Below are 15,356 nucleotides of genomic sequence, written 5' to 3' on the forward strand. Positions count from 1 at the left end.
CTTGAGTATGTACATCGGTTTTCGGAGCTTTTGCGTTCTTGTTCTGCTCATGCTGGGGGCGAACAGCCCGCAAGCCTGGGCAGAAAGCTGCAGTAATACCATCGGTGATATGACCGTGAACACGCAGAACATCAAATACCTGCCTACGCTGCCGGTCAATTCGCAGATGTCCCATTCGATGGCGGATAATGGCAGCGGTGTCCGCTTTTCTTGTGATTTAGCGATCCCCGCCGCCGGGTGGAAGCGCGTGGTGTATCAGCAAATGGATACCCAGGGGGCGGCGACGGCGGTGAATGGGGTGCATATTTTTGCCAGTAAATTGCGCGGTCTTGGTTACTCGCTGGGGGTTCAGTGCAATGGCGGCGCGGTGCATTACATTGATGGAAGTTCCTCTCCGGCGGGGAGTGAGTCGGCAACCATCTGCGACAGTCACGATATACCGGCGCTACTTAGCATGAAAGAGGTGATCATTAAGGCTTATGTGACCTTCTATAAAACTGGCGACATACAGCTGAGCGGAGGAAACCATACCAACGTGGATGCACAGTCGCAGGTTGGGAAACTGTTTATGGAACTGCAGTCCGCATCGGGGAAAACCACGACCAGCACGTCGCCAACCTTCCTTGGGCTATCGGCGCTTAACATCGATATCGGTGCCAGCGGGAGCTGCCAGGTCACCACTTCCACGATTCATGTGGCGTTAGGTTCAGTCAATAAATCCGAATTTAAAGGTATTGGCACGACCTGAGGTAACGCCCAGACGTTTGCTATTCCGGTTTACTGCTCTCAGCCGACCGAGGTACGGATAGGCTTCTTTGGTGTAGAGGATGCATCCGGGCAGCCGAATGTTCTGGCATTAACAAAGACCAGCGCGGCGGCCAGCGGCGTTGGTGTGGCACTGAACTACGGCAATAACGGCGCGCCAGCCCCGGCAGCCGGTACGGCGGTGAAAATTAATGAAGCCACGAACCTTCCGATATTGAAAAAGGTGGCGGCAAGTAACGCCGCCAGCGCAGAGCGAATTAATTTCTCTGCCCATTATGTGCAGACCGGCAATGTGGTTAACGCCGGGACGGCGGACAGCATGGCGACGTTTACGCTTATTTATAATTAATGGTGACGGGCAAAACGCCCGTTTTCTGCGTATTCTTCTTTCGCTGGCGACAATGCGCGGAATATAAAAAAAGCCGCGAATGCGGCTTGTTTGTGTGAATGTCAGGTTATTCGCTAATTTTTTTCTCAAGCTCAGCGGCGCCGTCTTTGGTTTTATCCCAGCCTTCCTGGGCACCTTTTTTGGTGGCATCCCATCCTTTCTCGGTGGTTTCCTTGGTCTTATCCCAGCCTTTCTGCGCGCCTTCTTTGGTGGCGTTCCACCTTTTTTCCGTCCCTTCCTTGGTTTTATGCCAGGTTTTCTGAGCGCCTTCACTTACCTGGCTGCCGACGCTGTCACTTTTCCCTTCGGCGGCATGTTTTGATTTCAGTTTCAGCTCTTCACCCTGATTCTGCGCCTGATGCAGTTTTTCCTTCGCGGTGTTGGCGTTTTCCTGTGCTGCGGCGACCGTTTCGTCAGTGGCGTGTGTGGTCGCGGCAAATACCGGTGAAGCCAGCAGAAGAGTGGAGAGTGCGATTATTGTTTTTTTCATCATAAATCCTCATCGGTGTGTGAGCCTGAGCAATCATGACACGGGCAATTTTCCGTGGCTTTAGGAATAAACTGTAAGTGAATCATTGTGTTCAGCGCTCCAGCATGAGCGCCGTCATCGGCCACGCCTGCATTTCCAGCTCGTCGTCCGGGCTACGCTCATACGACAGCCCGGACAAGGCGTATCAAACGAATCGGGTGCCGAAATTCGTCCAGCGCGGCAGGATCTGCGTATCTCAAGCAGGCGGAGTTAGGGGGGGCGGCGGGGCTGGATGAGGAGTCTGCGAGCGCGCGTATCAGCTCTTATGAGAACGAGGTGCTCGCGCCCGATTTTCGGCTGGTCTGTAAACTTGCCGCTGTACTGGATGTGCCGGAGGCCTATTTTTACGCGGTGGAGGATGAGTTGGCCTGCAGTACCACCGCTATCGAAAACGTGGTGGTAGCAGGCTGAGTTGCATTCTCATATCTATGAGATGATTCTGCTAATAACACCGTTTGCGCTTTTATAACCGCCCACTAATATTGGGAGTTGGCGATAAATAACCGGGAAACATATCCTTTTGTCGATATACAAAATAATAAATAATGGCTAAGAGAGGCGAACGTGCGTCATTTATATTCTGGGATGGTTGTTGGATTAGCTTTACTGGCCACGGCCTGTGCTCCGGGGCCGGTAGGCACAAAACGGTATCAAGCCTACTCCGGGCAGGATGCTGCGGTGGTTTATACCCAGCTCAACGAGCAGCATCATGGCCTAATCTATTTCCAGCGTTTTACTAAGGCAGAGGATTGCTACAAAGAGCAGGAGCTTATTTATATCAGTAATAATCTTATGGAAGGGACGGTGAACCGTTTATATGAAAGCCGGATTCGTCCCAATGATTTCTGGTCGCTGTATGTGATGGATAATTCCAGCGGCCATCAAATCGCCACACGAACGGCTTTCATTCCCGAAGCTGGTAAACATTATGTCGCCATACCGTATCAAGGCGTCGTGGAGATTCCGCAGGATTTAAAACTATCCGAAAGCGATAATCTGGATAAAGTGTATGAGCAGTATAAAGACAAACCGGCGAAGAAATGGAATGTGCGAGATGGGGTTTGTAAGTTCTGGTTTGCGAAAATGATGGGGGAGTAAGGATAGCTTCCTCGGCGGGTGTTCAGAAGGGGCAGGGCGGATTACGCACTAAAAGTATGGATTTTCTAGCGGCAGCGTCCTATCCTGAGAGCAAATATACGAGGTTATCATTATGAAAGATGTTGTTGATAAGTGCAGTACCAAGGGGTGTGCAATCGATATTGGTACAATTATTGAAAATGACGATTGTACCTTTCAAATCGAGCGAGTTTTTCCAACGGAAAACGAAGCGGAGCTAGCGGCCGCTAAAATCCAGAAACTGGCTTCTGCTGCGGCATCGGATGGGAAACCAGAGGTTGAGTATCAGATTCTGAAGGTCGACAACGAAGCAAAACTGGACGCTTCTGTCACATTCTCTTGTCAGGCAGAAAAGATCATTTTTGAATTATCACTACGTTCGGCATTCTGAGTGTAAGCGCGCCTGCCCGTATGTTCAGTGGATGAACGGCGGCAGGCCTGAGCTAATACATGGTGAGAAGTTGCCACATGAACAGACATCTTGTAGACAAGCTGATACTAGCCGTACGCATAGTCTGCATTAGCTGTGGAAGTTGATCCGGGCGGATGCTTGGCATGTTTTTCTTTTGCGGTTTCTCGAATGCTTTCCCGATGTTTACGCTGGGAACCGCATCAATCAGGCCCGTGTTCTGCGCATAAATCATGACTTCATTAATTCGCTGACAAAGGCGTCGAACTGTCTCTAATGCCCCTCTGGCCTGAACCGGCTGCACTGCTTTAACCAGAGTATGAGCCTTAATCTCAGTGACACTGATATCACCGATTGCTGGGAAAACATCTCTCTCAAGCGAACGCCAGATGTCGTCGGCATAGTCCTCTGTTACGCTGGCTTTCTTCACATTCCACCAACGCTCAGCAACTAACAGGAAAGTGTTGGTTTTGGCCTCTTGAGAATTTCTCATCTGTTCTTTCTGATGTTCCTGAGGATCAATGTCTTTCGCCAACAAAACTCGAGATTCAGCTTTGAGTTTACGCGCATCAGAAAGTGAGACTGCAGGGTAGGCACCGAAGCTCTGTTTGGTTCGCTGCTTGGTCAGAGGGCGATAGTAACGGAACTGTCAGAGCTTACTACCGCTGGCCTTGATTAGCAGAGTAAGCCCGTCGCCGTCATACAGCTGGTAATCGGCATCTTTAGGTTTGGCGGCTTTGATTTCCGTATCGGTTAACGGCTTAGTTTTTCTTGCCATGGGGAGTCTCCATGCGTTTAGGCCCAACGAAAACAATAGAGCTTTTCGTTGGGCCTATCAATGGGCCTAAAAGGTTCGGATTTAATTAGTTCTCTTCGGACTTCGCGGGACAAATTGAGGGCACAAAAAAGCCCGCAGGGCTTGCGCCGTGCGGGCTCTTAGGACTTCATCGGATGACTCTGGTAATCATCGATGGAGAATTTTGGGCTGGCGTCCCTGTAACTGGTTTCTTATTTAATTGATTTATATTGTTATTTAATATTGATTTTCAATTGAGGGTTCTATTTGGGGTTCAATGATGAAACCATTAAACGAAGCTGCTGAGCATTTGACGCCAAACTATGCCAAAAGGTAACACATCAGCCAGTTCAGCTACCAACTCGAAGTTGAACTCATATCATCCGTGTCAGCTTTTCTTCCTTTAATCAGCCGAATGCGTTAGCGTCATTGAAACTGTTTCTCATGGTCATTGATGGAGAAGGTATGAAGGATAGGATCGTCGAAATACTACAATACACCCTGAAAAAAGATTCTGGATCTGACTTTCATCAGATCATGCATGAAGTCAGTGTTCCACTTCATACCCGGAACGGTATCGATGTGGTTGCGTACGGAAACTCTCTGCAGGATGCTGACAGCTACTACCTCATACGTGCTTTTGAAAGTGAAGAACAGATGAAAAGCGTTCTTGATGATTTCTATGCGAGTGCGGGTTGGCGCAGTGGCCCACGAGAAGCAATCATCAGTCGAATTGAAGTAAGTCTTAAGTCAGTATTGACGCTTCCGCAAATTGCTGTGAATGAGTTGAGGAAAAAATGACAAGAACAGAAATAGTAAAGGCAGTGACTAAATGGTTCGACGTTGACAAGTATAATGTGCTGAACGAGCTGACGGTTGAACAGATATACATAGAAGTAGAAAGACGTGTTCTTGCTTACAATCTGCTCACCCAATACGATTCGCTTAAACCCCAACTTAAAGCTCTTGTTGATGATCATGAGCAGAAGATACAGTCCGGGAAAGTCCTCTTTAATGAGGACGCTAAAATTGACAAGCCAGAAGAAATCCTTTCATCAAGCTACATAGCAAATCCACTTACTATTGCTGGTGCAAAAGATGTCATTGGGGCTGTTGATATGGTGAATAGACTTATTGGCCCGGAAGAAGAGGCTAAGAGGTCAAGGCAGCTTTCGCAATACCTTAGTCAAGCGGGCATCAGTAAAGATGTCATGTTTGTTGAAATTCATCTCTCAGAGGCTTCTACAGAAGACATCATTGAGCATCTGAAAACGATGATACCGCGATGGAAGAAGGAGCTTAAGGTTAAGCCACATGAAGAAAGAGGTTATCGCTTTGGGGTCGGTACGATCAAAAAAGTTATGAAATATAATCTCATACCGATGTTTGACCTCATGTTTTGGGAAAAAAAGACTGGCAATAAGATTGGCATAGCGTTACTGGCGAGGCTGCTTTACCCTCATCTGATTAGTGAAAATAACCGCAGTGAAGGCATGGTAAAAGATACTGATTATCCTTTAGCTGTAGGTTTTATGACCAACCAGAGCTACATCAAATCGTTAGGCGATTTTATAGTTAAATACGACTCTGACAGGGATTGGAAAGTGTGGAGTTTCATCAACTACTACTTACCTGAAGACGAGCAAGAAGAACAAGAAAAGTAAAAAGCAAAAAAAGGGGAACTTCACTCTGGCTGAACTTCCCCGAAACTCATCAAAACTCACTTTAGCGTTAAAATCTCTCGCCTGAACACCCCTAGTTAGCTCCTAGAAAAAATACGATAATTATCTCCATCGAGAACAACGTGAAGGAGATAAAGATGAATACTAATGTAGTATCAAACAGTAAAAGACTTATTCGTTTACCAGAAGTATTAAATCGTACTGGTTTATGTAAAGCGTGGATTTATCGTTTGATTAGTCGTAATGAATTCCCATCGCCAATAAAACTTGGTGAAAGAGCAATAGCATTCTTAGAGAGTGATATAGATAAGTGGATTGATGAAAAGATTACTTTATCACGTAATAAAGTAGCTTAAAAATCAAAATAATAATGGTTTCGGTAGCTGGTTAGTCTATTAACTAAAAATATAAACGTGGGGGGTCATATGTAAACACAATCGAACTTATCATCATAATAAAACGAAAAAATAATCTGCTCTCAAAATAATGCATGAAAATGCAGGGGGCTATACATCAAAAAAATATGGAGTAACTATATGAATACTGAAGAACTAAATAACATTAAGGACTCATCGACTAAAGTTTTTACTGCTATGGCGAAGAATCTTTATATCACAGGAATACGTATATATAAAGAACAAGAAGAATATGAGGTATTGGCAGCCATAATGTTAGATAGTGATAGAACGGAGTCATATATTTTGCATGTTAAAGAATATCTGGCAAAACGCTTTGATGAACATATGGAAGAAGAGGGTAAAAGAGAAAGACTGATTTATGTTGATATGGATAAAGTTATGCATGAAATGAGATATGTTCATACCCAAGCATTACTTTTTAGTATGAGCTAACAACAGCGTATTCGGCCCCGTAAGGGGCTAATAAAAACACAATGAATTAAATAAGCATTTAACTATGAGGGTATAAATATGTCTAAAGAGAAGATAGGTGTTAATAAATCAACCGAACTATTCTATGACCTTGCATGTAGATCGTTTTCCGCAAGCTGGAATATGTTCATGGAAGTTAATGGTGATGGGGACGCTAATGATTATCTGGATGATCCAGATTTTATGAGTCCATTTATTATTTATGTTATTGACCATATTCAGAATAACTTTAAAAGATTCACCGCTCAAGAAGGAAACAATGGTGATATTAATCAAGTTAACTTTGAACTAGTCGCTGCCATGTTAGTTGAGTATTCAGAAGGTTTTAGAAAATAAGAACCAATCTTGCCCCACAACGGGCCAAACCAAAACATAAAAAGGGAAATATAAACGACAAATACAATATCTGTCGCAGTAAGTATGTTGTGCGAAGAACCCCCAAAAGTAATGAATGCTATTCAAGAGCGTTTTGAAATATTTGTTGCCATTACGGGATATTCAGTAGAAGAAATCATGGATGATAGCAACTTGCTTGACGAGTTAAATCGATTTATTAATAACGAACTCGTTAATGATTTAGGGTTGGAATATGGAACCGTCAACATAAATATCGATTATAACAACTAATTGCTTTTACTAACTATTAACATGATATAAGGATTAAAGATGAAAGAGATTATATTTAATAAAAGTGAAGAAGAAAAAAACGAACTTATTGCTAACATCTTACAAGGATACTGTGATGAGATATATGCTATTTATGAAAAACATCCTGAAACAGCAATCGATATCTTGAATGGAGGTTTTCTTTCTGGCGTCATATATGATATTTTGATAACTCGTGAGATGAAGAAATACTCTATCAAAAATGATATATCTGATATCAATAGAAGAGATTTAAAAACCACAATATTATATTGGCATCAAGAACACATCATTGAACTTGTTATGAGAAATCTAAAGCAGGATAAAAATCAAGATCCTATTTATTGGAAGCTAAAGTTCACAGTGATCTGATATTAAAATATTATGAATATTCCCTCGTACAGAGGGAAATAATCCTGTAAAGAATCGGAGATAACCAATATGATTGATGAATTCCATGTTATGTATATGTACAAAAAAATTCAAGCTGAAGCGGCTACTACCGACATCAAAACACTGGAACAGTTTTTGAAGAAGTTCCGCCAAGTTGTTGCGGAGCGCCGGGAAGAATACTATCGGGAGATTGGTGAGAAAAAAGCACGTAAGTTGAGAATGAAAAGAGCACAAAGATTACTTGAGAAAATGACATGTGATCATGTTTCACCAGAGGATCTCAAGGAATGACTATTTGAGTTTTATTAGAACACAAACGTAGAAACGATAATCATTATCATTTATAATGGTTTTTATCGATAGTTAGGTGAATCTGGAGGGAACTGTATGAGCTTTGAAGCTAAAAAGGAACACGCTATTGCCATTATGGAAAGCAAGAAGATGTGGCGTAGTAATTATGCCCCTCCCTTGCTACGCCTCGCATGGAAAGCTGGATTCAAGATACCACCGCTACCTTTTGCCTCATTCTGGCAAATAACCTTGCTGATGGGGGTATGGTTTGGTCCGGCATGGGGGATTTGTATGTGGTTTTCTTCATGGAAGGACAGTGATATGCAACCGGGCGTTGCATTTGTCTCAAGCATAGTCGCAGGTATTTGCTTTGGTGTTCTTATGGCTGCGTATCATTGGTGGCGAAAGGTAGTTAACAATCTTCCAGACTGGGACAGTCTGGAGTAAAGATCTCTGTAGAGGCTATATAGCCTTTAAATGGACTGGGTGTGAAATGGGAAAAATAAAATATTGGCTAATAGCAGGATTTATTATACTTCTTTCGATTGTTTACAGTACGACCAATCAAAGGGACTCTCAGCTTTCTAAGTTGAAATGAGCAGGCGAAAAAGGAGATGTAGAAGCTCAATATGCCTTGGGTCTCATGTATTTATATAGAGAAATACTGGATATTGACTATCAGCAATCAAAATCATGGTACGAAAAAGCGGCTGCGCAAAATGATGTTGACGCGCAATTTCTGCTTGGGGAGATGTATGATGATGGTCTCGGCATCAGAACGTAGTTTACCATATTGTTTGTGTATTCTTCTTTCGGGAATTGATTTTTTAGTTCATTGGCTATATCAAAATATTAGATTAACTCACAGTTATCTGTTTTTACTTTTCTCATATAAAACCTCATTATAAAATGATTGTTATATTATATATTACGAGTTGAAGATTAAGTGTAAAATTACAGTGAAGCGCTCAATATAATACCCTTGATAAAATATCTATTATTCTACTTCATTAAATAGACATTCGGGTATCTTAGGGCGTTGTAGAGACAAGACTTCATCATCCGTAGATAGCTGGATATTGCTGTCTACGTCATTATTTTCATCCGTATCTGTTCTAAAAGTATAAACGTTCTCAAATCTTTCCTTTTCATCAACAACAAATCCCTGTGCCTTTTTGACATTAGGTCGCTGTTTTGCGTTAATAGAATGAGCTTGTCCTTTAAGGAATATGTTGGAGTTCATAAAGAGATCTCCTTCTTTATCAATAATGATCCCTTTCTTTTTGAGCTTTTTAAAGACAAGGGACATATTTGACTTTTTAATATCTAACTCTCGGCATAGCTTTGCCTGTGAGATATGAAAGCAGTTTCCAAACTCCATGATATTTAAGATCCTTGCGATAACTTTTAATTCATTCTTTGAGATATCAAGTTCTGCGAGCTGCTGGAAGTTTTTCGTGAACATATGAACATAATCAACATCTTTCTTGATGGATTTGATGTTTTCTTTTCTTGAATAGATATTGGTAATATCTTTATGTGTGCTGTGGTAATGTTCGAATATCTGCACTTTCTGTTCAGTAGTAAAATGATGGTCATCAATATACTGTGTTAGCTGAAAGGGTGATAAACTGCTAAGGGATTTAAAATCTATCTGTGTCATTGTATATTTCCTTTTATTGTTTTTTATTAATACATAACAGATTAAACACTATCGTCAATAACAAAGTCAAAAATCAGTGGAAAAAGTTATAAAATAGTGGAGAGCTATCCATTGAGTATGATGGATAAAAAGCTTATTACTTTCTGGCTGGAATAAGTTTACTTAGAGTGGAATGTCCGCCAGTAATTGAATAATAGTTTTAGTGCGGAACTATAGTTATAGTTTTTGCTAACTATGGTTATAGTAAACTATAATCATAGTTATAGATATCGATAACCATAGTTATAGGAACCTATAACCTTTTTTCTGTAATATGTTGTTTTATATGAGAAATAACAACTGTAATATAGTAATAAGTTTAATATAGTAAAAGTGAATGTGTGCCTGTTGAATGGCACCTGCTGTTTTATGAATGGCGTTGGAGGTTTTCAGCAATGAAGGATGAATTGTATTGAAATATTTCTTAATTGATCTGTCCAGAAACGTTTTGCGATGAAGTTTATTTGTGCCTTATGAAAATGGCACCAATGGTGTAATCTGTTTATTTTTCTTATTCTGTTATTACACCGGAGTGATTGTTTTCTACAATCACGAATCGCTGCTTTTATTGTGAGAGATTAATTAATTTGCCTTTTACTTTATGTGCGTCTTCGACGCGATCTTTTTTGGATAAATCCATCACTAACAGGGATGAACCCTGCTCCAGCAATGTGATTGTCTTGAACAATCACTAAGTGCTGCTTTTATAAATATAGTTTTCCTATACGATCAAGAGAGAATTTTATATTTTATCACGGTAATGCTATGTTCAAACATAGGATCATTTTTTTATAACTGAATGATAAAACGATCTAAAACCGATCTTTTACGCCTTTACTAGAAATATTGAACTACTTTATCAAGAAAAAATATATTAATGTCAGAGTCAGGGCGTAGCCGTGCGTCAGCACATGAGCTTCAGCTCATAGATGGTGGATATTATCAAAAAAGGATTTTAATCAAACAGAGAGGAATGCTTTACAATAAAAATATAAATTTCATTCATAAGTACCTAATCATTTTTAATGTTGCAACCCTGTATGGCGATCATAAAAATCGCCCGGTTTCTTTTAATCCTCTTAAGTATTATCTCTTACTTCTTGCAAAATTAAATTAAGAAAAAATCGGCCTGTAGCCCTTGCGGTATAAGACTTATGACGAAAATACGTGACTGACTGTATGGTCAGTGTTCCTGACTCTGTGGTCAGTATTCCTGACTGCACGGTGAGCTTTCCTGACTCTGTAGTCAGTTTCTATGTCATTTTATAAACTAAAAATGACTGTGTTTTAAATTCTAGTCACTGGAATACTTGCGATTTCTAAAATATTTTCGCAAAAAAATATGCAAAAAACTTGATATCTATTTTGTGCATGGTATTTAATTAAAGATAAAATGATAAGAGGTAATAACGTGATGAATGAAATAGAAGTTGATTTAGATTTAGGCTTAAACCCTTTTTGCTTTGAGACAGAGATAAAGATTGAAACAAGAAAGAAAAATCTAACTGTTTCAAGAGGCACAGAACTTATCGAAAAGAAAGATACAGGTAAAAGCTACTTCGCCAATATCGTGCATACGCAAGAGGTCGATAAAGAAGAGTTCATTAAACTCTATACCTCTCAGATAAAAGCATACTTTGATCTCACGAAAACAGCATATAAAGTGTTTTTCATATTTTTACGAATATATCAGGATGCGATAGGCAAAGATCATTTCTACCTGAGCTGTAAAAAAGCAATGTCTCTTGCGGAAAAGATAGATCACTTTGTCTTGTCTGAATCTATCTTTTACAGAGGGATCAAAGAACTCATCGAGAAACGTATTATTGCTAAAACCAATGAGAAAAACTGGTATTTCATAAATCCCGCAATTGTTTTTAATGGTGATCGTGCTCGTTTTGTTTCAGAGATTATAAAAAAGAAAGAAGCAATGGAAGAACAACCCGAAAGCACAGTTGTCAATGGCGGCGGCAGTAGCAAACTTAAAGATAAAAACAGGTCAATTGAAGCAGTTATGCAAGAAGTTAATAACCAAGAAGATATAGATTTGTTAATCGCAAGATTGCAGGCTAAAAAGTCTCAAGGGTTAGCGAAGAGTGAAAGTATAAATGGAATCCCTTCTGTAGAGAACACAAGTCTTGTGCCACCAGAAGAACCGTTAGATTGGGATAATATTTAGTAATCCATTAACGCGACTTCTCTGGACTTTTTATACACATATATTCATATTTTAAATGTTGGGATGTGGAAGGTTAAAGCCTTATTAAATTAAAAGAAGCCAGATAAACTGGCCTCTTCAGAGTATTGTAATAAATTTTTTGGAGTAATCATTTATTTACTTTTAAACAGTAATCAAAAATAAAGTCATTGTCAAATTAAATTATCGTCCTCTTGATTAATTCTGTTTTATTTAATATATATTAACAAGGCATTGTGTTTTTATTTAATCAGAAGAAGAAAATATGGTGAATAAAATGTAATAAATCAAAGGAGTATCAAATGAAAAAACTTAATAAAAAGAAATGGCGAACAAATGTCTGTGTACGCATTTTCAAAATAATCCTTCCCGCAACAATATTAATTTCAGCAACCACAGCTAACGCAGCAGTCTGTAGCCCGGATGTCAGCTCATCATTAAAACAAGCGCAATATAACGCAATGAAGCAGGATGCGGCTCAGTTAGAGCCGGTAGCGAAGAATTTCATGGATAACATCAATCAGTCGCTTGAGACGATTGGTTGTACGGACGCTTGGCCTGTGGGAAACCTCGGCATCAGCCTGCCATCTGTTGATTCAATAATTAAAAAAACGAAGGAAGCAGCAATAAGTAAAGCCTGTACGATTGCGAGAGAAAAAGTCAGTCAACTGACCGGAAGTATATCCGAAAGTATTTCTATTGATATGCCCGTGATTGGGAATATCGCAAATGGAAGTGTTTCTACAGGAACTGGCTCTTCATCAGGATCGGGAGCAACCGTCAATGGAACCGATGTCTGGAGCAGCATCAGTAATTCAATGAAGTAAGAGGCAAAGGAATGTAATGATGATAAATATAAAGAAAAAAGAAGTGTCGATATTATTAGCAATATTAGCTAGCCTGTTATTAACTCAGTCAGCTTATGCCGCCGATTTATTTACCGTCCCGGAGACAGACAAATCAAAGCTGTGGTTTCTGGATATCTTATTCCCGGACAATTTAGCGGAAAGTCCCTTAGCCAGCACAATGACAATCCTTAACAGCGCCGTTTTGCTGGTTGGTGGTATTTTAGCTGCCTACACGCTGATTGCCGGAACCATGTCAACGGCACATGACGGAGAAATGCTGGGTAAGAAATGGTCTTCCATGTGGTTGCCCGTAAGAACTGCATTAGGTACGGCAATGATACTCCCGGCAGCAGGTGGTTTCTGTGCCGCTCAGGTTATGGTGTTATGGCTGATTAATCAGGGAGTCGGTCTGGCGGATACCGTCTGGAATACTTACGCCTCTAACCCCTCAGATGGAGCAGTTATCACAACATCAGCGTCTTATCAGGAACTTGACCGTATAGCGAAAACTGCTTTTATCAATAACGTCTGTATGTTGAAGGCGGGAGAATTATGGAAGAAATCAGCAGCAGCCGATCCCTTCCCACACGTCACGCCTGCGTTTGAAATGACGCCAGAGAAAGGTGACTATTTATACACATACAGTTATGGGGCCAGCAATGCCGGTAATGATATGAATAAAAATTTACTGGTATCCAAGGCTGCATGTGGAAGCATCACGCTTACAGACCCCAAAGCCAAAGCTTCTTATGATGAACAGGCTAAAGCGCAGGCTACCATTGCTGCTGGCGGCATGTATATGGCCTATATGCCACAGGATATAAAGACGAATATTTCAGATGTTATTGAGGCACACAATGCCGCATTCATCGGCCTCAATAACAGTATGAAGACGCTGGCTGAAAAGTATGTGGCTGATAATAATATTGATATTCAGTCTGTTATTAATGGTGCTACCGCGAATTATGTATCAGTTATTGATACTGCTGTCAGAACGGCATTTTCTACTGGCGACCAGTGGGATGATTTCAAAGAGAATGTTCAGAAAGATGGATGGTTTATGGCTGGCGCATGGAGTATGAAACTGATCCGTGTGCAGGATGCGATTAATGGAGCTGCTCATAATCTTCCTGTAGCCGGACAAGCGACAATGGAATACGGCGATATATTCGATAACAGCCTGAACGCGATTATGGCAAAAGTGGCTCAGGATATGGCGAGATCAACCACAGCTTCAAGATATGCGAATGGTATTGATGCGCAAAACCGAACAGAAGCGAATACCAGTGGTAAAAGTGGTGCAGGCCCTAAAACAGATGATGCCGGGAAAATTGTTTCTTCTCTTCAAAGTGAAGCCAATAAGAGCATTTCTGGTGCAATGGCGGGTTTTCTCAGTTCCAGCGTTATTAATGGCAGAAAACAAGGGAAAATTGTCTCGTTTTCAACCGACACAACCGCTGCCAATTTACAGGCGATAAACCCATTATTAGCCGTTAAAGGGCTTGGGGATACGATCAGTGCTGCTGGCTGGACGTTATTAGGGAGTTCTGCAGTTGTTGGCGCAGGCCTTGGTGCATGGACTTCATGGACTGCAAGCTGGGTATCGGGAGCATTTGGCGCAATGGGTATTGTTATGCCACTGGTTATCCCATTATGGATAGCGGGTGATACCTTAGCCGTCGTTATTCCTATGTTGCCTTACGTCATGTGGTTTGGTGTTTGCGTTGGCTGGATGATCCTGTGCCTTGAAGCTATGGTCGCAGCACCATTATGGGTAATAACACATTTACATCCAGACGGTGATGGCGTAGTGGGTCGTGGTGGCGCTGGTTATGGTCTGGTTTTATCGTTAACCATGCGACCAGCGCTAATGATAACAGGATTAATAGCAGCCTATACGATGCTCCCTATCCTTGGTGGGATCGTCAATGAAACATTCTCCGGCGCGTTTGGCATGATGTCAGCCAATGCCGGGATAGGTATCATCGAGTCACTGGCTCTCATTGCTGTTTATATTGCGATGATGTTCACGGTAGTGAAGAAATCACTTTCACTGATTCATATCATCCCTGATGAAATTATGAAGTGGCTTGGTGTTCATGGTGGTCAGAGCATGTCGGGTTACGCTCAGTCGGCATCAAAAGGTGTAGAAGGTGCTATGTTTACCAAAACCGTGTTGGATCAGGTTTCTCATACCTCAAATGCGATGGGTAATCAGGTCAGGAATGCGCAAATCAACAAAGATCGTGAACAGCAACGTGAGCTTCAACAGCAGCAACAAGCTCAACAGGGGAAAGCACAGGCGGCTAATAAAGCCAATGATACGGGATCTGCATTCAGAACTCATATGAGTAATGCTGGCCCACTGGATCAGCAGGATGAATATCAGTCTCTTGAAAGTGCTAACTCGGCTTACAATGCGGCTGAGGCAGCAGATGCTGTTGGTGATAAAGCGGGCGCAGCAGGTTATATGAATGTAGCTCAAAAGGCTGCTAACAGGGCAGTATCATTTGGTGAACATAACAGACCGTTGCTGCCTATAAATTTACAAGTCCAAGCATCTTCAATAGAGAATTTCAAGGCTCCTGATAGAAAAGGGAGCGAGGATGATAAAAATAGTGCTACAAGTGGCAGCAGCATTAAATGATAAGACACCCACTGAAAGTAATGACAGATAATGTGATATAAAAAGAGGGCCACGGTCC

The 15,356-nt window shown here is 41.4% G+C and carries 17 protein-coding genes and 4 pseudogenes; 18 read left to right on the forward strand and 3 right to left on the reverse strand.

The features are described 5' to 3' along the window. The first annotated feature begins 7 nt into the window (after positions 1-7). Positions 8-1,114 (forward strand): annotated as a pseudogene (locus tag M989_RS05850) (fimbrial protein). Positions 1,115-1,220: 106 nt separating this feature from the next. Here the strand turns inward: M989_RS05850 and M989_RS05855 are convergent. After that, positions 1,221-1,643, reverse strand: a complete 423-nt coding sequence (locus M989_RS05855; protein ID WP_064543262.1) for a hypothetical protein — start codon at positions 1,641-1,643, stop codon at positions 1,221-1,223. 183 nt (positions 1,644-1,826) lie between these two features. Here M989_RS05855 and M989_RS05860 point away from each other — a divergent pair. From M989_RS05860 to M989_RS05870, 3 genes and pseudogenes are all read left to right on the forward strand, one after another. Then, a pseudogene (locus M989_RS05860) lies at positions 1,827-2,119 on the forward strand (transcriptional regulator). 127 nt (positions 2,120-2,246) lie between these two features. Beyond that, positions 2,247-2,780 carry a hypothetical protein gene (locus M989_RS05865; protein WP_245191229.1) on the forward strand — a complete coding sequence of 178 codons (534 nt, stop codon included), beginning with the start codon at positions 2,247-2,249 and terminating at the stop codon, positions 2,778-2,780. A gap of 112 nt (positions 2,781-2,892) precedes the next feature. Next, complete coding sequence (locus M989_RS05870) at positions 2,893-3,189, forward strand: DUF406 domain-containing protein (RefSeq protein ID WP_064543267.1); 297 nt, start codon at positions 2,893-2,895, stop codon at positions 3,187-3,189. A gap of 58 nt (positions 3,190-3,247) precedes the next feature. Here M989_RS05870 and M989_RS05875 read toward each other — a convergent pair. Further along, positions 3,248-3,985 (reverse strand): annotated as a pseudogene (locus M989_RS05875) (integrase domain-containing protein); the annotation flags it as partial. A gap of 483 nt (positions 3,986-4,468) precedes the next feature. Between M989_RS05875 and M989_RS05880 the strand changes: the two are divergent. The 10 genes and pseudogenes from M989_RS05880 to M989_RS26595 all read left to right on the forward strand — a co-directional run. Continuing rightward, entirely contained in the window at positions 4,469-4,804 is a 336-nt protein-coding gene (locus M989_RS05880) for an NIPSNAP family containing protein (protein WP_042079569.1), read from the forward strand. Beyond that, positions 4,801-5,667: a DUF6387 family protein gene (locus tag M989_RS05885; RefSeq protein ID WP_064543269.1), complete on the forward strand. Its 867-nt coding sequence runs from the start codon at positions 4,801-4,803 to the stop codon at positions 5,665-5,667. The genes M989_RS05880 and M989_RS05885 overlap by 4 nt, the downstream gene beginning before the upstream one ends. A 155-nt stretch (positions 5,668-5,822) precedes the next feature. Beyond that, positions 5,823-6,041, forward strand: coding sequence for a helix-turn-helix transcriptional regulator (locus tag M989_RS24400; protein ID WP_014639270.1), 219 nt, complete (start codon positions 5,823-5,825; stop codon positions 6,039-6,041). 180 nt (positions 6,042-6,221) lie between these two features. Further along, positions 6,222-6,536, forward strand: a complete 315-nt coding sequence (locus M989_RS05890) for a hypothetical protein (RefSeq protein ID WP_064543271.1) — start codon at positions 6,222-6,224, stop codon at positions 6,534-6,536. 78 nt (positions 6,537-6,614) lie between these two features. Continuing rightward, positions 6,615-6,911, forward strand: coding sequence for a hypothetical protein (locus M989_RS05895; RefSeq protein ID WP_064543272.1), 297 nt, complete (start codon positions 6,615-6,617; stop codon positions 6,909-6,911). A gap of 84 nt (positions 6,912-6,995) precedes the next feature. Further along, a complete protein-coding gene (locus M989_RS05900; protein ID WP_064543274.1) occupies positions 6,996-7,202 on the forward strand; it encodes a hypothetical protein in 207 nt (68 codons plus the stop codon). Between the two features lie 39 nt (positions 7,203-7,241). Next, positions 7,242-7,592, forward strand: coding sequence for a hypothetical protein (locus tag M989_RS05905; RefSeq protein WP_064543276.1), 351 nt, complete (start codon positions 7,242-7,244; stop codon positions 7,590-7,592). A gap of 69 nt (positions 7,593-7,661) precedes the next feature. Beyond that, positions 7,662-7,904: an H-NS family histone-like protein gene (locus M989_RS05910; RefSeq protein ID WP_064543278.1), complete on the forward strand. Its 243-nt coding sequence runs from the start codon at positions 7,662-7,664 to the stop codon at positions 7,902-7,904. Between the two features lie 96 nt (positions 7,905-8,000). Beyond that, positions 8,001-8,351: a DUF6404 family protein gene (locus M989_RS05915; RefSeq protein ID WP_064543280.1), complete on the forward strand. Its 351-nt coding sequence runs from the start codon at positions 8,001-8,003 to the stop codon at positions 8,349-8,351. A gap of 184 nt (positions 8,352-8,535) precedes the next feature. Continuing rightward, a pseudogene (locus M989_RS26595) lies at positions 8,536-8,688 on the forward strand (hypothetical protein); the annotation flags it as partial. A 213-nt stretch (positions 8,689-8,901) separates the two neighbouring features. Here the strand turns inward: M989_RS26595 and M989_RS05920 are convergent. After that, entirely contained in the window at positions 8,902-9,567 is a 666-nt protein-coding gene (locus M989_RS05920; protein WP_064543282.1) for a hypothetical protein, read from the reverse strand. Between the two features lie 916 nt (positions 9,568-10,483). Here M989_RS05920 and M989_RS26015 point away from each other — a divergent pair. From M989_RS26015 to M989_RS05935, 4 genes are all read left to right on the forward strand, one after another. After that, positions 10,484-10,723 (forward strand): hypothetical protein, encoded by a 240-nt coding sequence (locus M989_RS26015; RefSeq protein WP_209438754.1) that lies wholly within the window; start codon positions 10,484-10,486, stop codon positions 10,721-10,723. 297 nt (positions 10,724-11,020) lie between these two features. Next, positions 11,021-11,785 (forward strand): hypothetical protein, encoded by a 765-nt coding sequence (locus tag M989_RS05925; RefSeq protein WP_064543285.1) that lies wholly within the window; start codon positions 11,021-11,023, stop codon positions 11,783-11,785. 320 nt (positions 11,786-12,105) lie between these two features. After that, complete coding sequence (locus M989_RS05930; RefSeq protein WP_064543290.1) at positions 12,106-12,630, forward strand: hypothetical protein; 525 nt, start codon at positions 12,106-12,108, stop codon at positions 12,628-12,630. Positions 12,631-12,646: 16 nt separating this feature from the next. Next, on the forward strand, positions 12,647-15,298 hold the full coding sequence (locus M989_RS05935) for a DotA/TraY family protein (protein WP_064543292.1): 2,652 nt from the start codon (positions 12,647-12,649) through the stop codon (positions 15,296-15,298). Positions 15,299-15,356 lie beyond the last annotated feature (58 nt).

It is taken from the genome of Kluyvera georgiana ATCC 51603 (assembly GCF_001654985.1).
Lineage (GTDB): Bacteria > Pseudomonadota > Gammaproteobacteria > Enterobacterales > Enterobacteriaceae > Kluyvera > Kluyvera georgiana.